Source organism: Pseudomonas sp., from assembly GCF_035554175.1.
Lineage (GTDB): Bacteria > Pseudomonadota > Gammaproteobacteria > Pseudomonadales > Pseudomonadaceae > Aquipseudomonas.
Genome location: NZ_DATMIV010000044.1, coordinates 36,239 through 57,894, shown reverse-complemented (window position 1 = coordinate 57,894; position 21,656 = coordinate 36,239). Strand labels below are relative to the sequence as shown.

Annotated in this window: 18 protein-coding genes; 7 read left to right on the top strand and 11 right to left on the bottom strand. The window is 60.4% G+C overall.

What is annotated here, in order from left to right:
• Nucleotides 1-142: 142 nt before the first annotated feature.
• A complete protein-coding gene (gene gyrA, locus VNV36_RS19525; RefSeq protein ID WP_325719600.1) occupies nucleotides 143-2,797 on the bottom strand; it encodes a DNA gyrase subunit A in 2,655 nt (884 codons plus the stop codon).
• Nucleotides 2,798-3,242: 445 nt separating this feature from the next.
• Nucleotides 3,243-4,319, bottom strand: a complete 1,077-nt coding sequence (gene mtnA / locus VNV36_RS19520; RefSeq protein WP_325719598.1) for an S-methyl-5-thioribose-1-phosphate isomerase — start codon at nucleotides 4,317-4,319, stop codon at nucleotides 3,243-3,245.
• A gap of 108 nt (nucleotides 4,320-4,427) precedes the next feature.
• Between mtnA and VNV36_RS19515 the strand changes: the two genes are divergently transcribed.
• The 5 genes from VNV36_RS19515 to VNV36_RS19495 all read left to right on the top strand — a co-directional run bounded on the left by VNV36_RS19515 (nucleotide 4,428) and on the right by VNV36_RS19495 (nucleotide 9,341).
• On the top strand, nucleotides 4,428-5,762 hold the full coding sequence (locus VNV36_RS19515) for a TRZ/ATZ family hydrolase (RefSeq protein ID WP_325719595.1): 1,335 nt from the start codon (nucleotides 4,428-4,430) through the stop codon (nucleotides 5,760-5,762).
• Between the two features lie 58 nt (nucleotides 5,763-5,820).
• A complete protein-coding gene (gene ubiG, locus VNV36_RS19510; RefSeq protein ID WP_325719593.1) occupies nucleotides 5,821-6,519 on the top strand; it encodes a bifunctional 2-polyprenyl-6-hydroxyphenol methylase/3-demethylubiquinol 3-O-methyltransferase UbiG in 699 nt (232 codons plus the stop codon).
• 4 nt (nucleotides 6,520-6,523) lie between these two features.
• Nucleotides 6,524-7,195 carry an N-acetylmuramic acid 6-phosphate phosphatase MupP gene (mupP, locus tag VNV36_RS19505; RefSeq protein WP_325719591.1) on the top strand — a complete coding sequence of 224 codons (672 nt, stop codon included), beginning with the start codon at nucleotides 6,524-6,526 and terminating at the stop codon, nucleotides 7,193-7,195.
• 117 nt (nucleotides 7,196-7,312) lie between these two features.
• Nucleotides 7,313-8,053, top strand: coding sequence for a YciK family oxidoreductase (locus VNV36_RS19500; RefSeq protein ID WP_325719589.1), 741 nt, complete (start codon nucleotides 7,313-7,315; stop codon nucleotides 8,051-8,053).
• Nucleotides 8,054-8,414: 361 nt separating this feature from the next.
• Nucleotides 8,415-9,341: a GGDEF domain-containing protein gene (locus VNV36_RS19495; protein ID WP_325719587.1), complete on the top strand. Its 927-nt coding sequence runs from the start codon at nucleotides 8,415-8,417 to the stop codon at nucleotides 9,339-9,341.
• Between the two features lie 135 nt (nucleotides 9,342-9,476).
• Here the strand turns inward: VNV36_RS19495 and VNV36_RS19490 are convergent, their stop codons facing one another.
• The 7 genes from VNV36_RS19490 to VNV36_RS19460 form a co-directional block, all read right to left on the bottom strand.
• Complete coding sequence (locus VNV36_RS19490; protein ID WP_414705529.1) at nucleotides 9,477-10,238, bottom strand: iron-containing redox enzyme family protein; 762 nt, start codon at nucleotides 10,236-10,238, stop codon at nucleotides 9,477-9,479.
• A gap of 79 nt (nucleotides 10,239-10,317) precedes the next feature.
• The gene (locus tag VNV36_RS19485; protein WP_325719583.1) at nucleotides 10,318-12,777 is read right to left on the bottom strand and encodes an EAL domain-containing protein; all 2,460 of its coding nucleotides are present in this window, start codon (nucleotides 12,775-12,777) and stop codon (nucleotides 10,318-10,320) included.
• Between the two features lie 137 nt (nucleotides 12,778-12,914).
• Nucleotides 12,915-14,732: an ABC transporter ATP-binding protein gene (locus VNV36_RS19480; RefSeq protein WP_325719581.1), complete on the bottom strand. Its 1,818-nt coding sequence runs from the start codon at nucleotides 14,730-14,732 to the stop codon at nucleotides 12,915-12,917.
• Nucleotides 14,725-15,327: a DsbA family protein gene (locus VNV36_RS19475; protein ID WP_325719616.1), complete on the bottom strand. Its 603-nt coding sequence runs from the start codon at nucleotides 15,325-15,327 to the stop codon at nucleotides 14,725-14,727. The genes VNV36_RS19480 and VNV36_RS19475 overlap by 8 nt, the downstream gene beginning before the upstream one ends.
• 35 nt (nucleotides 15,328-15,362) lie before the next feature.
• A complete protein-coding gene (gene trhO / locus VNV36_RS19470; RefSeq protein WP_325719579.1) occupies nucleotides 15,363-16,304 on the bottom strand; it encodes an oxygen-dependent tRNA uridine(34) hydroxylase TrhO in 942 nt (313 codons plus the stop codon).
• A 170-nt stretch (nucleotides 16,305-16,474) separates the two neighbouring features.
• On the bottom strand, nucleotides 16,475-16,774 hold the full coding sequence (locus VNV36_RS19465; protein ID WP_325719577.1) for a BolA family protein: 300 nt from the start codon (nucleotides 16,772-16,774) through the stop codon (nucleotides 16,475-16,477).
• Nucleotides 16,775-16,786: 12 nt separating this feature from the next.
• Nucleotides 16,787-17,308, bottom strand: coding sequence for a DUF2059 domain-containing protein (locus tag VNV36_RS19460; RefSeq protein WP_039760068.1), 522 nt, complete (start codon nucleotides 17,306-17,308; stop codon nucleotides 16,787-16,789).
• Nucleotides 17,309-17,500: 192 nt separating this feature from the next.
• Here VNV36_RS19460 and VNV36_RS19455 point away from each other — a divergent pair, with 192 nt between their 5' ends.
• A complete protein-coding gene (locus tag VNV36_RS19455; protein ID WP_325719573.1) occupies nucleotides 17,501-18,895 on the top strand; it encodes a class II fumarate hydratase in 1,395 nt (464 codons plus the stop codon).
• Nucleotides 18,896-18,983: 88 nt separating this feature from the next.
• Here VNV36_RS19455 and VNV36_RS19450 read toward each other — a convergent pair whose 3' ends face one another.
• The gene (locus VNV36_RS19450; RefSeq protein WP_325719571.1) at nucleotides 18,984-19,937 is read right to left on the bottom strand and encodes a DMT family transporter; all 954 of its coding nucleotides are present in this window, start codon (nucleotides 19,935-19,937) and stop codon (nucleotides 18,984-18,986) included.
• Nucleotides 19,938-20,147: 210 nt separating this feature from the next.
• Between VNV36_RS19450 and VNV36_RS19445 the strand changes: the two genes are divergently transcribed.
• On the top strand, nucleotides 20,148-20,348 hold the full coding sequence (locus tag VNV36_RS19445) for a DUF6316 family protein (protein WP_325719569.1): 201 nt from the start codon (nucleotides 20,148-20,150) through the stop codon (nucleotides 20,346-20,348).
• Nucleotides 20,349-20,449: 101 nt separating this feature from the next.
• Here VNV36_RS19445 and VNV36_RS19440 read toward each other — a convergent pair whose 3' ends face one another.
• On the bottom strand, nucleotides 20,450-21,634 hold the full coding sequence (locus VNV36_RS19440) for a thiolase family protein (RefSeq protein ID WP_325719566.1): 1,185 nt from the start codon (nucleotides 21,632-21,634) through the stop codon (nucleotides 20,450-20,452).
• Between the last annotated feature and the right edge of the window lie 22 nt (nucleotides 21,635-21,656).

Genomic DNA, 21,656 nt, shown 5'->3' with positions numbered 1-21,656 from the left:
GACTGACATTCAACAAAGATGTCGCCTGTTACTCCGCTTTCGCGAGCAAGCTCGCTCCCACAGGGTTCGTCATGGGCGCCGATATTTCATACCGGACAAATAACAAGGGGGCGAATTCTCATCCGCCCCCTCGTTTGTCCGCTTATTCCTGCGGTTCTTCGTCAGCTGCGGCGTCGAGTTGCTGGTCTTCACCCGCTTCGTCGATACCGACGCTGCCTGCGAATTCCTCGCCCTCTTCACCTTCAAGTTCTTCGCCTTCGACTTCCGAAGGCTCCTGAACCCGCTCCAGGCCGACCAGAGTTTCATCCTTGGCCAGTTTGATCAGCGTCACACCTTGAGTGTTACGGCCCAGGCTCGACACTTCGTCGACACGGGTACGTACCAAAGTGCCCTGATCGGAGATCAGCATGATTTCTTCGCCGTCGAGCACCTGCACCGCGCCGACCAGACGGCCGTTACGCTCGTTGCTGACCATGGCGATTACGCCCTGGCCGCCACGCTTGTACTCAGGGAACTCGGTGATCGCGGTGCGCTTGCCATAACCACGCTCGGAAGCGGTGAGGATCTGGCTGCCTTCTTCCGGGATCAGCATGGAAATCAGCTTCTGCCCTTCCGGCAGACGCATGCCGCGCACGCCGCGAGCGGTACGGCCCATGGCACGCACGTCGGACTCTTTGAAGCGCGTTACCTTGCCGCCGTCGGAGAACAGCATCACTTCGCGTTCGCCATCGGTAATGGCTGCGGAGATCAGCACGTCGCCTTCATCCAGCTCCAGCGCGATCAGACCGACACTGCGCTGACGGCTGAAGGATTCCAGCGGGGTCTTCTTCACGGTGCCGTTGGCGGTGGCCATGAAGATGTAGTGACCTTCGGTGTATTCCTCGACCGGCAGCATGGTGGTGATGTATTCACCGTCATCCAGCGGCAACAGGTTGACCAACGGACGACCACGGGCGGCGCGGGATGCTTCCGGAATTTCGTAGGTCTTGAGCCAGTACACCTTGCCCTTGCTCGAGAACAGCAGCAGCGTGGTGTGGCTGTTGGCGACCAGCAGGTGAGCAATGTAGTCCTCGTCCTTGACACCGGTGGCCGACTTGCCTTTACCGCCACGACGCTGAGCCTGATACGCAGCCAGTGGCTGGGTCTTGGCGTAGCCACCGTGGGAGATGGTCACGACGCGCTCTTCTTCCGGGATCATGTCGCCCAGGGTCAGGTCGAGACGGGCATCGAGAATTTCGGTGCGGCGCACGTCACCGTATTCGGCGCGGATCACTTCCAGCTCTTCGCGGATCACTTCCATCAGGCGCACGGCGCTGTTGAGGATGCGGATCAGCTCGCCGATCTGGTTGAGGATCTCTTGATACTCGGCCAGCAGCTTCTCGTGCTCCAGACCGGTCAGACGGTGCAGGCGCAGTTCGAGAATCGCTTGTGCCTGTTCTGGCGACAGGAAGTATTTGCCTTCGCGCAGGCCGTATTGCGGATCGAGGTTTTCCGGACGGCACGAATCGGCACCGGCGCGTTCAACCATCGCAACAACCGCCGAGGACTCCCAAGGCGTACTGATCAACGCTTCCTTGGCTTCGGACGGGGTTGGCGAGGCTTTGATCAGGGCGATCACCGGGTCGATGTTCGACAGCGCAACGGCCTGGCCTTCGAGAATATGACCACGCTCGCGCGCCTTGCGCAGTTCGAACACGGTACGGCGGGTAACCACTTCGCGACGGTGACGGACGAAGGCTTCCAGCAGATCCTTGAGGTTAAGGATGCGTGGACGGCCGTCGATCAGCGCAACGATGTTGATACCGAACACCGATTGCAGCTGGGTCTGGGCGTAGAGGTTGTTGAGGATCACCTCAGGCACTTCGCCGCGACGCAGCTCGATCACGACGCGCATACCGTCCTTGTCGGACTCGTCGCGCAGCTCGGTGATGCCTTCGAGCTTCTTCTCTTTGACCAGTTCGGCGATCTTCTCGATCAGACGCGCCTTGTTCAACTGGTACGGCAGTTCGGTGATCACGATCTGCTGGCGGCCACCGACCTTGTCGATGTCTTCGATGATCGAGCGGGCACGCATGTAAATGCGCCCGCGACCGGTGCGGTAGGCTTCGATGATGCCGGCGCGACCGTTGATGATCGCCGCGGTCGGGAAGTCCGGACCGGGGATGTATTGCATCAGCTCATCGACGCTCAGCTCGGGGTTGTCGATGAGGGCCAGGCAACCGTCGATGACTTCACCGAGGTTGTGCGGCGGGATGTTTGTCGCCATGCCCACGGCGATACCGCTGGAACCGTTGACCAGCAGGTTCGGTACGCGGGTCGGCATGACCGCCGGGATCAGTTCGGTGCCGTCGTAGTTCGGCACCCAGTCCACGGTTTCCTTGTGCAGGTCAGCCAGCAGCTCGTGCGCCAGCTTGGTCATGCGCACTTCGGTGTATCGCATGGCGGCAGCGTTGTCGCCGTCGACCGAACCGAAGTTGCCCTGGCCGTCGACCAGCAGGTAGCGCAGGGAGAAAGGCTGGGCCATACGTACGATGGTGTCGTACACGGCAGTGTCACCGTGCGGGTGATACTTACCGATCACGTCGCCGACGACACGGGCAGATTTCTTGTACGGCTTGTTGTAGTCGTTGCCCAGCTCGCTCATCGCGAACAGTACGCGACGGTGCACGGGCTTGAGGCCATCGCGCGCATCCGGCAGTGCACGGCCGACGATCACGCTCATTGCGTAGTCGAGGTAGGACTGTTTCAGCTCGTCTTCGATATTGACCGGGAGGATTTCTTTGGCCAGTTCGCCCATGAGAAGCCTGATTCCTTTTTCTGGTGAAACTTCGTCATATCCATGTGGGAGCAACGAAGCTCGTCGGGGCCGGCCGAGTGCCATGCGCCGACTTACGACAAATCAACATTGGATCGCGGATTTGCGCAGTAAAGACAGCTCCGTGGAGCCGCCTCGGAAAACGCCGGATGTTATCACAAGAGCCGCCACGCACCTATCCCCCAGATGCGCATGGAGCATAGTTAGTTGACCGATGACAGGCTTGAGGGGGACGACAGAGGCTCAGAGCTTCTTCGAATGTGAAAACCGGGGCTGAATTAGCGATGTTTATTGACAATAACCGCCTCTTTGCTGGCACACACACCTGTAGGAGCTGCCGAAGGCTGCGATCTTTTGATCTTCGCTCCTTAAAAGCAAAGTCAAAAGATCGCAGCCTTCGGCAGCTCCTACCCTGAGCATGCTGACCTTAATGCAGGCGCTTGCGGCACATCAGCTGGGCCATCTTCGCGGTGTCCGGGCGTTCAACGATGCCTTTCTCGGTGACGATCGCGTCGATCAGATCCGCGGGCGTCACGTCAAACACCGGGTTGAACGCTTCCACGTCGGCACCGACGCGTTTGCCGCCAACTTCCAGCAGTTCGGCGCCATCACGCTCTTCAATCGGGATGTCATCGCCACTGGCCAGATGCATGTCGATGGTCGAACTCGGCGCCACCACCATGAAGCGCACGCCGTGGTGCATGGCATTCACCGCCAATTGATAGGTGCCGATCTTGTTCGCCACGTCGCCATTGGCGGTAATGCGGTCAGCGCCGACGATCACCCAGGTCACGCCTTTGGTCTTCATGATGTGCGCAGCGGCGGAGTCGGCGTTCAGCGTCACCGGGATGCCTTCGTTGGCCAGTTCCCACGCGGTCAGGCGCGAGCCCTGCAGCCACGGCCGGGTTTCGTCGGCGTAGACGCGCTCAACCATGCCTTCTATATAAGCGGCGCGAATCACCCCCAGCGCGGTGCCGAAACCACCGGTGGCCAGCGCGCCGGTATTGCAGTGGGTGAGGATCGCCTGAGCATTGCCCTGATGCTTGCGGATCAGATCGACGCCCAGTTGCGCCATGGTCAGATTGGCTTCGCGATCGCTTTCATGAATGGCGATGGCTTCGGCTTCCAGGGCCGCCAGCGGGTCGGCATTGCTTTTAAGGCGATCGAGCCGATCGTGCATGCGCCCCAGCGCCCAGAACAGATTGACGGCGGTCGGACGGGAATCGGCCAGCAGGGCGAAATCCTCCTCCAGCGCCGCGTACCAGTCGCCGCCCTCGGCAATCCGCGCCCGCGCCGCGAGGACAATACCGTACGCCGCACTGATGCCGATGGCCGGCGCGCCACGCACGACCATCGAGCGAATAGCCTCGGCCACGCCGGCGGCGCTGGTGTAGGCGATCCAGGTTTCCTCGAACGGCAAAATACGCTGATCCAGCAGGTGCAGCGCGCCATCACGCCAATCGATGGCCTTCACTTTCTCCGCAGCCAACAGTCGATCGCGCATCCCACACCCCGCACTCATGAACAAAAGCCGCCGATTATAGCGATCCCCCCGCGAAGACGCTCGGGTATACTTCGCCATCCTTTACAAAAGCACTGGAACCGACCCACGATGCCGAAACCTGCCATTGCGCTCGACCTGTTATTGCTGCCGACCTGGCTGGTCCCCGTCGAACCTGCAGGCGTGGTGCTCAAGGAGCACGGCCTGGGCATCCGTGACGGTCGCATCGTGTTTATCGGCCCGCGCGCCGAAGCATTGAAGTGTAACGCCAGCGAAATTCGTGAGTTGCCCGACGTACTGCTCGCCCCCGGCCTGATCAACGCCCACGGCCACGCAGCGATGACGCTGTTCCGTGGCCTGGCCGACGACCTGCCGCTGATGACCTGGCTGGAAGACCATATCTGGCCGGCCGAGGGCAAATGGGTCGATGAAGACTTCGTCCGCGACGGCACCGATCTGGCGATCGCCGAGCAGATCAAGGGCGGCATCAGCTGCTTCTCGGACATGTACTTCTTCCCGAAAGTCGCCAGCGAGCGCGTGCACAACAGCGGCATCCGCGCGCAGATCGCCATTCCGATCCTCGATTTCCCGATCCCCGGTGCCAGCAGCGCCGACGAAGCCATTCGTCAGGGCGTCGAACTGTTCGGCGACCTCAAGCATCACGAGCGCATCAAAATCACCTTCGGCCCGCATGCACCCTACACCGTCGGCGATGAGAACCTGGAAAAAATCAGGGTGATCGCCGAGGAGCTGGACGCCTCGATCCACATGCATGTGCACGAAACCGCATTCGAAGTGCAGCAGGCCGTTGAGCAAACCGGTGAACGGCCACTGGCGCGCCTCGGTCGCCTTGGCCTGCTCGGCCCGCGCTTCCAGGCCGTGCACATGACCCAGATCAGCGATGACGACCTCACGCTGCTGGTAGAAAGCAACAGCAGCGTGATCCACTGCCCGGAATCCAACCTCAAATTGGCCAGCGGTTTCTGCCCGGTCGAGCGTTTGTGGCAGGCTGGGGTCAATGTGGCCGTCGGCACCGATGGCGCGGCGAGCAACAATGACCTCGACCTGCTCGGCGAAACCCGCACGGCAGCCCTGCTGGCCAAAGCCGTCGCCGGTTCCGCCACGGCGCTGGATGCCCATCGCGCCTTGCGCATGGCCACCTTGAATGGCGCGCGTGCACTGGGAATCGAGGCGCAAGTCGGCTCGCTGGAGATCGGCAAGGCCGCGGACATCGTCGCTTTCGACCTGTCCGGCCTGGCGCAGCAACCGGTCTATGACCCGGTATCGCAGCTGATCTATGCCACCGGTCGCGATTGCGTCAAACACCTGTGGGTGGCCGGCAAACAACTGCTCGACGATCGTCGCCTGACCCGCATGGACGAACAACAGTTGGGCGAAACCGCTCGCCACTGGGGCCAGCGCATCAGCGGCCACACCGAATCGTAAACACCGCGGCGCAATATCCGCGGCTACAGCCCTTTTCAGGTTTTTCGAGGAATTGAACATGAGCAACGTCGACCACGCCGAAATCGCCAAATTCGAGGCACTGGCCCATCGCTGGTGGGACCGTGAAAGCGAATTCAAGCCGCTGCACGATATCAACCCGTTGCGGGTCAACTGGATCGACGAACGGGTCAATCTGGCCGGCAAGAAAGTCCTCGACGTCGGCTGCGGCGGCGGCATTCTCAGCGAAGCCATGGCTCAGCGCGGCGCCACCGTGATGGGTATCGACATGGGCGAAGCGCCGCTGGCGGTCGCGCAACTGCATCAGCTGGAATCCGGGGTCAACGTCGAATACCGGCAGATCACCGCCGAAGCCTTGGCCGAAGAAATGCCCGAGCAGTTCGACGTAGTCACCTGTCTGGAAATGCTCGAGCACGTGCCGGATCCATCCTCGGTGATCCGCGCCTGTTTCCGCATGGTCAAGCCGGGCGGCCAGGTGTTCTTCTCGACCATCAACCGCAACCCGAAGGCGTATCTGTTCGCGATCATCGGCGCCGAATACATCATGAAGCTGCTGCCGCGCGGCACTCACGATTTCAAGAAATTCATCCGCCCTTCCGAGCTGGGTGCCTGGAGCCGCATGGCCGGCCTGACCGTCAAGGACATCATCGGTCTGACCTACAACCCGCTGACCAAGCATTACAAACTGGCCAGCGACGTTGACGTCAATTACATGATCCAGACCCTGCGCGAGGAATAAGCCGATGGCCATCAGAGCGGTACTTTTCGACATGGACGGCACCCTGCTCGACACAGCGCCGGACTTCATCGCCATCTGCCAGGCGATGCGCGCCGATCGCGGTTTGCCGCCGATCAATGACAAGCACATCCGCGACGAGATTTCCGGCGGCGCCAAGGCAATGGTCGCGGTAACTTTCTCGATGGACCCGGAATCGCCGGGTTTCGAAGAGCTGCGTCTGGAGTTTCTCGAGCGCTACCTGGTTGGTTGTGCGGTGCACAGCAAGCTGTTCGACGGCATGCCTGAGCTGCTGGCCGACATCGAGAAAGCCAACCTGATCTGGGGCGTGGTCACCAACAAACCGGTGCGCTTTGCCGAGCCGATCATGCAGCGCCTGGGCCTTGCCGAGCGCTCGGCGCTGCTGATCTGCCCGGATCACGTGAAGAACAGCAAGCCGGATCCGGAGCCGTTGATCCTTGCGTGCAAGATGCTTGATCTGGATCCGTCGACCGTGCTGTTTATCGGCGATGATCTGCGCGATATCGAATCGGGCCGCGATGCCGGCACCAAGACAGCTGCGGTGACCTACGGCTATATCCACCCGGACGATAACCCACGGCATTGGGGCGCGGATGTGGTGGTGGATCATCCGCTGGAGTTGCGCAAGGTGCTCGATAGCGCGCTTTGCAGTTGCTGATCAAAATCAAAAGATCGCAGCCTGCGGCAGCTCCTACAGGAGAATGCATGCCCATGCAGGAGCTGCCGAAGGCTCGGGCCGCGTTCGGACGATCTTTTAATGGATTGTGAGGTTTTTATGTTTGATTACACCGCTCGCCCCGAATTGCTCAAGGATCGGGTCATTCTGGTCACCGGTGCCGGGCGCGGTATCGGTGCGGCTGCGGCGAAGACCTATGCGGCCCACGGCGCAACCGTGTTGCTGCTGGGCAAGACCGAAGCCAACCTGACCGAGGTCTACGATCAGATCGAGGCCGCCGGCCATCCGCAACCGGCGGTGATCCCGTTCAACCTCGAGACCGCCCTGCCCCATCAGTACGATGAGCTGGCGGCGATGATCGAAAACGAGTTCGGTCATCTCGATGGCCTGCTGCACAACGCGTCGATCATCGGCCCGCGCACGCCGATCGAACAATTGTCGGGCGAGAATTTCATGCGCGTCATGCAGGTCAACGTCAATGCGATGTTCATGCTGACCAGCACCCTGCTGCCGCTGCTCAAGCTGTCCCAGGACGCCTCGGTGGTGTTCACTTCCAGCAGCGTCGGTCGCAAGGGCCGTGCCTATTGGGGCGCCTACGGTGTGTCGAAATTCGCCACCGAAGGCCTGATGCAAACCCTGGCCGATGAAGTCGAAGGCGTCGCGCCAGTGCGCTCCAACAGCATTAACCCGGGCGGTACGCGGACCAGCATGCGTGCGCAGGCGTATCCGGGGGAAAACCCGCTGAACAACCCGACACCGCAAGAGATCATGCCGGTGTATCTGTATCTGATGGGCCCCGACAGCGCGGGCGTTAACGGCCAGGCTTTCAACGCGCAATAACGCCATACGTCGCATTTGTTGCCGCGACAGATAGCTGTCGCGGCAAGCCATTGCCGCCTGCAAGTGTCATGAATCCGCCATTTCTCCAGCGCGGCGGCTCATGTCGAGTCCGCAACTCCTTGATTCGACAAGCATTAAATTAAATCGAACCGAATGGCACGGGTTTCGCTCTAAATTTGCTCAAAACATGCCGTGTGATGGCCATGGGGCAACGCCGATTTCGATAGCTGACTGATCGTCTTGCGGCAGACTAAACTTACGCCAAACGTCCTACGGGACTGATGGATCAGTACGACGCGCAGCCCATAGCCGCTCTCACCCAGCCTGTAAGACAGACTTACTGCTTAGGGGCTCACGCCATATGAAATCTCCTTCCCAGACCCATGCAATTGACTTTGACAGTGCAAAATTGCAGCGCCTGGGCTTCGGTCAATTACCGGCGCTGATCGAGCGCCCGACCAGCCTGGCACAACTGCGCCAGCAAATGAGCCTGCAACTGCAAACCAGCCTTGAGCCACAGCGCATCCTTGGCCTGTTCTTCCGTGAAGTCCAACGGCTGGTGCCGCTGGATGCTTTGAGCTATGTGCATCAGGCCAGCGATCTGCGCCTGGAGTTCGGCGCCCGCGGCCATCACTCGGTCAGCTATACCCTCAGCCACGAAGGCGAGCAGATGGGCGAGCTGGTCTTCCGACGCAATCAGCGTTTCAACGCGCAGGAACAGGGCGACCTCGAGTCGCTGCTGTCCTGCCTGTTGTATCCGATGCGCAATGCCCTGCTCTACCGCGCCGCGACCCAGAGTGCGCTGCGAGACCCACTGACCGGTGCGGGCAACCGCGTGGCCATGGAGCAGACCTTGCAACGCGAAATCGATATGTCTCGCCGCCATGTGCAGCCGCTGTCGGTACTGATGCTCGACATCGACCACTTCAAACGGGTCAATGACGAACACGGCCACGGCGCCGGCGATGACGTGCTCAGAGCCATTGCGGCGTCCATCAAGGCGCAGTTGCGCAACGTCGATATGGTGTTCCGTTATGGTGGCGAGGAGTTTCTGATTCTACTGTCCAACACCGGCCGGGAAGCGGCGGCGATGGTGGGCGAGCGTTTGCGTCAGGCCACGCAGTCAGAGGAGTATTTTGCCGATGGCCAGTTGATCGAGCTGACCGTAAGCCTGGGGTGCTCGACCTTGTTGCCGGGTGAGTCGGCTGACAGCTTGCTGCGCAGGGCCGACAGTGCGTTATATGTCGCCAAGCGCGAGGGGCGAAACCGACTGGCGATGGCCGGCTGATGCTTGCGCACAGCAACAAACAACTGTAGGAGTGAGCCTGCTCGCGATTCGGTGGGTCAGACAACGAATCCGTCGACTGATACACCGCTATCGCGTGCAGGCTCACTCCTACAGGATTACTCGTGGTTTCGCAGATCAGCTTTCGACTACGGTCCGGCGCTCGCGGTTGACCAGCAACCGCTCCGATGTCTCCAGCTGCATGCACCGTTCCAGGAACAGGTACATGTAGTCATAACTCTTGCAGATCGCTTGACGCAGTTCGGCCTGCAAGGCCTTGCTCGGATTCAGCCCGGCCAGGGTGCAGATGATTTCCAGCGCTTCCCACGGGTGGGCATCGTCGTACTGGGCATGCATCTTGAGCCACTTCATCGCGCGTTTTCGGTCCTCTTCGGGGAACGCCGCGGCATAGACCCCGGTCGAGCAGACCACCGCTGACCACTCTCCAGTCGCCCCCTCAATCGCATAGTTGGTCGCAGCAATTGCCACGATCAGCGGATCCGCCGAGCTGGTGTGCCAGCACCAATGACTGAGCGCGTGCAGCTCCGGCGGCACTTGCTGGGCCTGGAGATCTTCCAGGCTGACACCATGAGCGCGGCTCCAGTGCATCCAGTAGTCGGCGTGATTGAGTTCGACACGAATATTGCGCATCAGCCAGCGCCGCGCCATGTCCTCGCCGGGATGGCGGGCGAAGCGGGTCTTGGTGAGGTTCTGCGCCATATACAAGGCAAACTGCTCGACCACCGGCCAGCCCCCGATCAGGTACTGGCGCATGGTTTTCGCGCTGAGTTTGTTGTCACGCATGCGCTGGTAAAGTTCATGTTCGACTACCCGGCGCTTGCTCTCGCTGCAATCCCCGATGAGCTGTTGAGCCCAGACAGGATAACTTGCGGCTTCCATGAGGGGTCCGGTTCGGTTGAATGTGTCGATCACTGTTCGGCTCCTTTTGATTTGTGATGGCAAGGATCGGCGAGAGACTTCAACGGAACGTGCCAGGCGCTTTGAACAACAACGGCTGCGGCCTAGCAGGGCGACTTTGCAAACTGTCACAGGTAAACAACTGCGGACGCTCAATCACATAACCCTGAGCGTAATCCACACCGATTTCAAGCAACGCCTGTTCGATCTGGATAGTTTCAACAAACTCGGCAATCGTCTGCTTACCCATAACATGACCGATGTGATTGATCACTTCGACCATTGCCCGATTTATCGGGTCGTCCAACATATCCTTTACGAAACTCCCGTCGATCTTCAGGAAGTCTACAGGCAAATGTTTCAAGTAAGCGAATGAAGACATTCCGGCGCAAAAATCATCTAAGGAAAAGTGGCAACCTAAGCCCTTGAGTTCATTGATAAAACGAATTGCACTGCCAAGATTTGCAATTGCACTGGTTTCAGTAATTTCAAAACAAATCATTTCAGGCGGTATGGCGTAGTTAACAAACTGTTCTCGCAGAAAGTGCAAAAACGCGTCATCTCCTATAGTAATGCCTGACAGATTAATCGCACACATCGCCAAAGGAAGTTCATGTTTCTGCTCAATACACTGAGCAATAACCTTGAATACGTTCTGCACTACCCAGCGATCTAACTGAGTCATCAAACCATAACGTTCTGCTGCCGGAATGAAACTGTCGGGCAGAATCATTCGTCCGGACTCATCATGCAGTCGCAAGAGAATTTCGATGTGCCCGGCCTGCCCATCGTGGGGTTTGAGCGGTGCGATTTGCTGGGCATAAAGGCAAAAGCGGTTTTCCTCCAATGCCATGTGCAGACGCTGCACCCAGGCCATTTCGCCGAAGCGCACCGACAGCTCGGAGTCGTCCGCGTGGTAGACCTGAACCCGATTGCGGCCCTTCTCCTTGGCCATGTAGCAAGCCATGTCTGCCGCACGCAGCGAAGCTTCAAGGGAAGCAGGATTTTGCGCCACATGGACCAGGCCAATACTGACCGTGGTCAGGAACGGCCGCCCTTTCCAGACAAAATGCAGGTTCTGCACAGTCTGGCGCAGGCTTTCGGCGATTTTCTCCGCCATCTCCGGCGGGCAGTTCTCCAGCAGAATACCGAACTCGTCGCCGCCCAGCCGCGCGAGGGTGTCGCCCTCGCGCAAGCCCGATTGCAACAGTGTGCAGATATGCCGCAGCAACTCGTCGCCCGCCGCGTGGCCACAGGTGTCGTTGACCAGTTTGAACTGATCCAGATCAAGGAACATCAACGCATGCCGACCGGGCTGACGCGTCAGGTTGTGCAAAGCCTGCTCGAGGCGATATTCGAACTCGCGGCGGTTGGCCAGCCCCGTCAACGCATCGTGAGTCGCCTGCCAGGACAGATTGGCGATGTACTGCCGCTCCTGGGTCATGTCGTGCAGCACCAGCACAGTGCCGCTGACATTACCGGCATTGCGGATCGGCGCCCCGACCAGGGTCACCGACAAGGTGCTGCCGTCCAGGCGCTGGATCAGCTTGGAATGTTCACTGCCGCCGCTGAGCTTGCCGCTGAGAATGTGCTCGATCAACGTCAGCCCTTCGGTCTGGGCATTCTCGTCGAGCAGGTTGAACAGCGCCGACAATGGCAAGCCCGCCGCCTGCTCGGCCTTCCAGTGAGTCATGGCCTCGGCGGCCGGGTTCATGTAGTCGATGGCGCCGTTGACGTCGGTGGTGATCACGCCATCGCCAATCGACTGCAGCGTGATGTGCGCGCGATCCTTTTCCAGTTGCAGCGCCAGGGCAAACTCATGTCTTTGCCTGAGCAGTTTGTGGGTGCGCCACAGCGCCAGCGCGATCAGGCCCAGTGCCGTGGCGAGGTTGGTGAACAGCAAGATCCGCATGATCACCCGCGAACCTTCGCCCAGGGCATCGCTGAATCCCCTGGCAGCCGGGGTCACCGCGTCGTTGATGGCGAAGATCTGTGCCTTCCAGCGCCGCACATCGCCAGGGCTTGCCTGGTTCTGCGTGATACCCAGGTGCATCTCCTGCGCCACTTCATGCAGACGGTCCAGATAGGCATCGCCTACGGTCCAGCGGTCGATCGCGATTTGCAGGTAACTGAAATGGCGAAAATTGAGATACAGCCAGATCAGGCTGGAGACGTCGTCCGGGTGGTTGCCCCCTTTGAGAATGCCCTCGCGCGCCGCTTGCAGATCCGGTGGCTGGCGATCCAGCGCCAGACGCAACTCATGCCCGCCCTGAGGTACGGCAATCGCCGTCAGGTACTGACGGTAGATCGTCTCGTCACGGCTGTCAGCGTAGAGATTCAGATAATAGATGGCGTCCTTTTGTCCTTTGGACCAAAGGCTTTCGCCGGCCACGTAGCCACGAACGGCCGAAAGCACGTAAAGGCTTACGCCGCCCAGTAATGCCTGGAACACCACGACAGCAATAAAGGGCCAGACGATACCCAACAACCGTGGTGTTCCCAGAGTCTGCTTTTGCTTCATGAGATTCCTTGCATGAGCACTGCCCGCTCGCCATCCGGACGAATTCGCTATGACGAGACTAGGTGCGGTTCTCGTTCAAGGCAAGGCGCGGTTTTACACCGCACGCAGAACGTCTGACAGGTTCACAGGGGTTTCGATCAGTGCTGTTGCAAGTTGCCGTAAAGCTTGGCGTACAGACCGCCATCGGCGATCAGTTGGCGATGGTCGCCGTCCTCGGCGATCTGCCCGCCATCGAAGACCAGCACCCGGTCTGCCTGCTTCACTGCCGACAGGCGATGGGCAATGATCAGCGTGGTGCGACCATTGAGAAACTTCGCCATGGCCTGGTGCAGGTTGTACTCGGTGGCCGCATCGAGGGCCGAGGTGGCTTCGTCGAGAATCACCACTTTCGGTTCGGCGAGAATCATCCGCGCAATCGCCAGACGCTGGCGCTGACCACCGGAAAGGCGCACGCCGGAACGACCGACGATACTGTCGAGGCCATCGGGCAGCGCCCGAATGGTCGTTGCCATCTGCGCAATTTCCAATGCATGCCAGCACGCTTCGTCGCTGCGAATCCGGCCCATGGTCAGGTTGGCGCGTACGCTGTCGTTGAACAGCGCCGGATGCTGCAGCACCACCGCGACGTTCTCGCGCACCGTTTCCAGGCCAATTTCCTGCTGGGTCGAACCACCGAAGCGAATGGTCCCGGCCATTGGCGTGTACAGGCCCAACAGCAGTTGCACCAAGGTGCTTTTACCGCCGCCGCTGGCGCCGACAATCGCGACTTTTTCACCGGGCAGGATCGACAGGTTCATCTGGTCCAGCACCAGCTCATCGGCATAACCGAAGCTCAGGCCTTGCACCTCGATGCCGACAGTGTCGCGCCCCTTGAACGGGTCGACGCCGCCGGGATATTGCGGTTCGTCGGCGCGCGCCAGCAGTTCATTGATTCGCGCCAGCGCACCGCCCGCTGCGTAGTAGGCGTATTGCAGATTGAGCAGTTGTTCGACCGGGCCGATCATGAACCACAGATAACTGAACACCGCGAGCATCTGCCCGATCGACAGGTCGGAAAACAGCACCGTCAGCATTGCCGCCGCGCGGAAGATGTCGATGCCGAACTGGAACAGCAAGCCGCTGGCGCGGTTCGAGGCATCGGTTTTCCACTGCGAGTTGACCGCGTAGTTGCGTACCTCCTGCGCACGCAACCCGAGGCGCCCAAGGAAATATCCCTGGCGGTTACCGGCACGCACTTCCTGGATCGCATCGAGGGTTTCGCTCAACGCCTGAGTGAAGCGCGACGTGCTGTCGTTCTCGAGCTTCTTCAGGTGCTTGACCCGTTTGCCCAACTGCACCGTGGCGTAAATCACCAGTGGGTTGAACAGCAGAATCAGTAGCGCCAGCTTCCAGTGCATCCACATCAGAATGCTAGCGGTGCCGACCAGGGTCAGCATCGCCACGAGGAAGCGGCTGAGGGTTTCGCCGACGAACTTGTCGAGGGTATCCAGATCGGTGACCAGATGCGTGGTCACCGTACCGCTGCCCAGGCTCTCGTACTCACCCAGGGAAATGCGCTTGAGCCGCTCGATCAGGCGCACGCGGATGCGGTAGACGATGTCCTTGGCCAGCCGTGCAAACAGCCGCGACTGCATAACGCCAAAACACAGAGCGCTGCAACGCAGAGTCAGGGTAACCACCAGCATCAGGCCGATATAACCCGCGGCCTGCTGCCACATGCTCGGCAGAAAATGGTTCATGACTTTCAGCGCCGCGTCGCCATGGCCGAGCAGGACTTCGTCCACCAGCAACGGCAACAGCAACGGGATCGGCACGCTGCAGAGCGTGGCGAGTACGGCCACGCCGTTGGCGATCCACAGAGACTTTTTGTGATGCAGTGCCAGACGCCGGACTTCAGCCCAGCTCAGCCGGTCGACACGCGCTACGGCTGGCGTGTCTTCGGCCAGCTCAGACACAGGCGGCACGCTCCAGCCAGCGGCCGAGCAGTGGCGAGAGTTCGCTGAGCGGTTGATAGCCGTTGGTCAGCAGCGCCAGTTGGCCGTTGCGCTCGGCCAGCAGCGTCGGGAAGCCGGCAATGCCCAAGTCCTGCACCCACGTGAAATCGGCCTGGGTGGCTTTGTGCTGATCGGCATGATCGAACAACGCGGCGAATTCGATACGCGGCACGCCGGCCTGCTCCGCCAGTTCGACCAGCACGCTGGCCTGGGTGACATCGCGACCTTGCGCGTAAAACGCCTGCTGAATCAGACCGACCAGCGTCCACGCGCAATCCGGCGCCAGACTGCGCGCGGTAACAATGGCGCGGCAGGCAGGCTCGGTGTCGTAGACAAAACCGTCGGGCAACGCGCCGTCGAATCTGAACGGCTGGCCGGTGGCCTCTGCGACCGCTTGCCAATGTTCAAGAATATAGCGCCGCGTGGTCGGCTCCAGCGCCGAACCGCTGCCGGTGCGCAAACCGCCAACCACCAGATGCAACTCGACCCCGGCGGCCTGCGCCTGCTCGACCAGTGCCTTGGCCACCGGAGCAAACCCCCAGCACCACGAACACATCGGATCCATCACATAGAGCAGGCGCGCAGACATGGTTAAGCCTCGGTGGATGCTTGCTTATAGTTGTAGCCGATCGGGTGCGGCTGGTTGCGCGCCTTGGCCAGTTCGATCTGTTTTTGCCGATCGATGGCGCTGCGCCGGGTCTTCTCGCTGAGCTTGTCCCAGCAATGCGGGCAACTGATGCCGGGCACGTAATGCTCAGAGGCGCGATCTTCGACGCTGACCGGCGTGCGGCAGGCATGACATTGATCGTAGTCGCCTTCCGTCAGGTCGTGACGCACGGTCACGCGGTTGTCGAAGACAAAGCAGTCACCGCGCCACTTGGTCTGTTCCTGCGGCACCTCTTCGAGGTACTTCAGGATGCCGCCCTTGAGGTGGTAAACCTCTTCGAAACCCTCGCCCAGCATATAGCTCGAGGCTTTTTCACAGCGAATGCCGCCGGTGCAGAACATCGCGACCTTCTTGTGCACGGCCGGGTCGAAGTGTTCTTTGATGTAGTCGGGAAACTCGCGAAAACTGGTGGTTTTCGGATCGATGGCGCCTTCGAAGGTGCCGATCGCCACTTCGTAATCGTTGCGCGTGTCGATCAGCAGCACTTCCGGATCGCTGATCAGTGCGTTCCAGTCTTGCGGCTCGACGTAGGTGCCGACCTTCTTGTTCGGGTCAACGCCTTCGACGCCCAACGTCACGATTTCTTTCTTCAGCTTGACCTTGGTGCGGTAGAACGGCTGCTCGTCGCAGTACGATTCCTTGTGGTCGATGTCGACCATGCGTGGATCGTTTTTCAGCCAGGCGAGCAGGCCGTCGATCCCTTCGCGGGTGCCGGAAACCGTGCCGTTGATGCCTTCTTCGGCGATCAGCAGGGTGCCTTTGATGCCGTTGTCGACCATCGCTTGCAGCAGGGGCTCGCGCAGGTTGACGTAATCTTCGAGGGTGACGAACTTGTACAGTGCCGCCACGACAATCGGTTGTGTCATGGGTATTTCTCCAGGTGGCTACCCTCGCAAAGGGTGAACCGGATTCAAAAAAAACGCGCCGGCTAAGCGGCGCGTTGCGGATTCTAGCAAAAAAGATCGCAGCCTGCGGCAGCTCCTACAGGGGAACGCATTCCAAAGCAGGAGCTGCCGAAGGCTGCGATCTTTTGATCTTAATGTTTGCTACCGCCTGCACAGGTCGGCGACGCCGGAGCGCCATCGATCTCTGCCCATTCCTGCGGGGTGTAGGTATGCAGCGCCAACGCATGGAACTCGCCCATCAGCTCGCCAAGCGTGCCATAGACCTTCTGGTGGCGCTTGACCCGGTTCAGGCCTTCGAACTGTGCGCTGACCACCACAGCCTTGTAGTGGGTCTGTAACCCACGGCTGTGCATGTGGCTTTCGTCCAGCACTTGCAGGTGTTCAGGCTGTAACAGGCCCAGCGTCGATTCGATGCGTTGTTGCATGGTCATCACGAACTCCGCTTACTTCTTCTTGGCCGGCGCAGCAGCGCCTTTCGGGTCCAGCTCTTTGGTCATGTCGTCGAGCAGCTTGTTGACCACTGGCACCGCGCTTTCCAGTTTGCCTTGGGTCATCTGCGCCGATTGCTGCGTCAGCTGCGGCATTTTTTCCAGGACTTTCTTGCCCAGTGGCGACTGGTAGAAAGCCACCAGATCTTTCAGCTCGGATTCGCTGAAGTTGCTGGTGTAGAGCTTGACCATGTCGGGCTTGAGCTTGTTCCAGCCGATGGCCTGGTCGAGAGCGGCGTTGGCCTTGGCCTGGTAGGTTTCCAGGACGGCTTTCTTGGACTCAGGGGCTTTGGTCTGTTCAAAGCGCTGGGCGAACATTTGCTGCACTTGCATGTACACCGGGGTGCCCAGCTTGTCAGCGTGGGCCAGCGTCAGGAAAGCTTCGGCACTGGCGTTGTGGCTGGCGGTATCGGCAAGCACCTGGCCGCTGGCGCAAACCAGTGCAACCGCGGTACAGATGGCGCGAAGACGAGTCATCGAGTTTCCTTTTAAGCAAAGCGAGGTCAAACCCCAAGGGCGACCATTCTGCGCCTAACAATCGCTGTGGCTCAACCCCCGACCCTTGCCGCGCTTGATTGGCGGGGCTTTGCGGTCAACAATCGAGCCGATGGAACCACCCGGGCCGACGCCGGCCTAAATTGCGCCAACAGACCAACAGGAGTGAGCACGATGAGCCGTATCGAAACCGACAGCCTGGGCCAGATCGAAGTCCCGGACGACGCTTACTGGGGTGCTCAGACGCAACGCTCGCTGATCAACTTCGCCATTGGTCAGGAGCGCATGCCGCTTCCGGTACTGCATGCCCTGGCGCTGATCAAGAAAGCCGCGGCGCGAGTCAACGACCGCAACGGCGACCTGCCCGCCGACATCGCCCGCCTGATCGAACAGGCCGCCGATGAAGTCCTTGCCGGCGAGCATGACGACCAGTTCCCGCTGGTGGTCTGGCAGACCGGCAGCGGCACCCAGAGCAACATGAACGTCAACGAAGTGATCGCCGGTCGCGCCAATGAACTGGCCGGCAACCCGCGCGGCGGCAAGGCGCCGGTGCACCCCAACGATCACGTCAACCGCTCGCAAAGCTCCAATGACTGCTTCCCCACCGCCATGAGCATCGCCACCGCCAAAGCGGTGCAGGAACAACTGCTGCCGGCGATTGCCGAGCTGTCCGGCGGCCTGGCCGAACTGGCGGCGCGGCATATGAAACTGGTGAAAACCGGGCGCACGCACATGATGGACGCGACGCCGATCACCTTCGGTCAGGAACTGTCCGGGTTCATCGCGCAACTGGATTACGCCGAGCGCGCCATTCGCGCCGCGCTGCCGGCAGTTTGCGAACTGGCTCAGGGCGGCACCGCGGTCGGCACCGGGCTGAATTCGCCGCACGGTTTTGGCGAAGCGATTGCCGCAGAACTCGCGGCACTGTCCGGCCTGCCGTTCGTCACCGCGCCGAACAAATTTGCTGCACTGGCCGGTCACGAGCCGCTCGTCACCTTGTCCGGCGCCTTGAAAACCCTCGCCGTGGCGCTGATGAAAATCGCCAACGACCTGCGTCTGCTTGGCTCCGGTCCCCGCGCGGGTTTCGCCGAAGTGAAGCTGCCGGCCAACGAGCCGGGCAGCTCGATCATGCCCGGCAAGGTCAACCCGACCCAGTGCGAAGCGCTGTCGATGCTCGCCTGTCAGGTGCTCGGCAACGACGTGGCGATCGGTTTTGCCGCCAGTCAGGGTCACTTGCAATTGAACGTGTTCAAACCGGTGATCATCCATAACCTGCTGCAATCGATCCGCCTGCTGGGCGATGGCTGCAGCAACTTCCAGCAGCACTGCATCGCCGGGATGGAGCCGGACGCCGAAGTGATGGCCAAACACCTGGAACGCGGGCTGATGCTGGTGACGGCGCTGAACCCGCACATTGGTTACGACAAGTCGGCGGAGATCGCCAAGAAGGCCTACGGCGAAGGGCTGACCTTGCGTGAAGCGGCGTTGCAGCTGGGTTATCTGACCGATGAAGAGTTTGATGCGTGGGTGCGGCCGGAGAACATGATCGAGGCGGGTGCCAAGGGCTAAAAGCAAAAAGATCGCAGCCTTCGGCAGCTCCTACAGGGGAACCGCATTCCAACTGTAGGAGCTGCCGCAGGCTGCGATCTTTTGATCTTCAGGCCATGCGCATCCGCCGCGCTCTGAGCCCGGCAATCAACGAAGGCCCCAATGCCACCAGCGCCGAACCCAGCACCACCAGCACCGCCCCGCCATAGCCCAGCGCATTGATCTGCTCGGCATGCACGTAGTCCGGCCATACCCGCGCCGCGATCGCCACCGCTGCAAACGTCACCAGCGGCGTAATCGCCAGCGTCGCGCTGACCCTCGACGCTTCCCAGTGCGCCAGCGCCTCGGCAAACGCGCCATAGGCGATCAGCGTATTCATGCAGCACGCCAGCAGGAGCCAACCCTGCAGCGGGCTCAGTTGCAGCGCTTCGAGCGGATGCACCCAAGGCGTCAGCAACAACCCGCAGAACAGGTAGATCACCATCATCACCTGCAACGAATTCCACACCGTCAGCAATTGCTTCTGGCCCAGCGCATAGAAGGTCCAGACCGTTGACGCGAGCAATACCAGCAACACGCCTGCGGTGTAATCGGACAGCGAGGTCAGCAACTCGACCAGCCGTTGATTGAAGAACAGGCCAAAGCCGATCAGCAGCACCAGCAAGCCGATGCCCTGGCCGATGCTGAAACGCTCCTTGAACACGAACAGACTGGCGATCAACAACATGATCGGGCCCATCTGCACCACCAGTTGCGCGGTGCCGGGGCTGAGCAGGTTGAGGCCCATCAGGTACAGCACGTAATTGCCGACCAGGCCGAGCACAGCCATCAACACCAGCCAGCCGCCCCTTGGGCCGAGCACTTTGCGACTTGGCAGGCGTCTGACCGACGCCAGATAGATGAACAGACAGCCGCCAGAGACCATCAGGCGAAACCAGGTCACCGTGACCGGGTCCATCACCATCAGCACCTGCTTGAGTTTGATCGGCAGGATGCCCCACAGAAACGCAGTCAGCAGCGCCAGGAACAGTCCGTATACCCAACGCCCCGATGAAATGTGCATGCGAACCCCAAAAGCCTGCTGACAAGAGCGTTCATTCTAGGCTGGCAACTGCGCACAACACAGGCACAGTTGTGCAGAGGCCGCAAATGCAACTGTGCAGGTCGCAGCAAAGGATTGACGCGCCGCCGTTGATCGGCTGAACAGGCGCGACAAGTGCTTCAGGCTTAAGCTGGTTGCAGACTTTTCAACGCATTGATCAGGGAGACCGACATGTACGCCATGCGCGCCGAGGACAGCGCCCCCGCCACCCGTTTTCGCAGCGATCGCGTATGCCGGGTCAATGGCGAACTGTATTTCAGCACCCGGGAAAATACCCTTGAGGGGCCGTTTGACGAGAAGGTGATTGAGCGGGAGATTCAGGCATATATAGCGCGGATGCAGCGGCAGGATTCCAATCGGACAACCGGTTGATGCCATCGCGAGCAGGCTCACTCCTACATTTGGAACGCGTTCTCCTGTAGGAGTGAGCCTGCTCGCGATAGCGGTAGATCAATCAACGCATCTGTCAGGGCTTAGCGCACCGCCTCAAACAACCCGCTCGCCCCCATCCCGCCACCCACGCACATGGTGACGATGCCGTAACGCAGGTTACGTCGCTGCAGCTCACGCACCAGATGCCCGACCTGGCGCGACCCGGTCATGCCGAACGGATGGCCGATAGAGATCGAGCCGCCATTGACGTTGTATTTCTCGTTGTCGATTTCCAGCCGGTCCCGGCTGTACAGGCACTGCGAAGCGAACGCCTCGTTCAACTCCCACAGATCGATATCTGCCACCTGCAAGCCTTTGGCCTTGAGCAGTTTCGGCACCGAGAACACCGGGCCGATGCCCATTTCGTCCGGCTCGCAACCGGCCACGGTGAAACCGCGGAAGAACGCCTTCGGCTTGAGCCCCAGCTCCAATGCCTTGTCCAGGCTCATCACCAGCGTCATCGAGGCGCCGTCGGACAGTTGCGATGAATTGCCCGCCGTCACCGAACCGTCGTCGGCGAATACCGGTTTCAACCCGGCGAGACTTTCGTAAGTGGTGTCCGGGCGGTTGCAGTCGTCGCGCTCGACCACGCCGTCGACAATCTGCACTTCACCGCTGTTTTTGTCCTCGACGCGGTATTTCACCGCCATCGGCACGATTTCATCATCGAACAAACCGGCAGCCTGGGCCTGGGCGGTGCGCACCTGGCTTTGCAGCGCGTAGCGATCCTGCGCTTCGCGGCTGACGCCGTAACGCCGCGCCACCACTTCGGCGGTCTGGCCCATGGTGTAGTAGATGCCGGGAGTCTGTTGCTTGAGCAGCGGGTTGATCAGGTGATCGGTGTTGACGCTTTTCAGCGTGAGACTGATCGACTCGACCCCGCCGGCAACGATGATGTCGCTGCAACCGGAGGCGATCTGGTTGGCGGCAATTGCGATCGCTTGCAAGCCCGACGAGCAGAAACGGTTGAGGGTCATGCCGGCAACGCCAGTACCCAGACGCGAGAGCACCGCGACGTTGCGCCCGATGTTGTAGCCCTGTGCACCTTCGTTGGAGCCGGCGCCAACAATGCAGTCCTCGACGCTGGCCGGGTCGATGTCGTTGCGCGACAGCAGCGCATTGACGCAATGGGCCGCCATGTCATCGGGACGGGTCTGGTTGAACTTGCCGCGAAAGGATTTGGCCAGGCCGGTCCGCACGCTGTCGACGATCACCACTTCACGCATGGCATACCTCATTGTTGTTGTC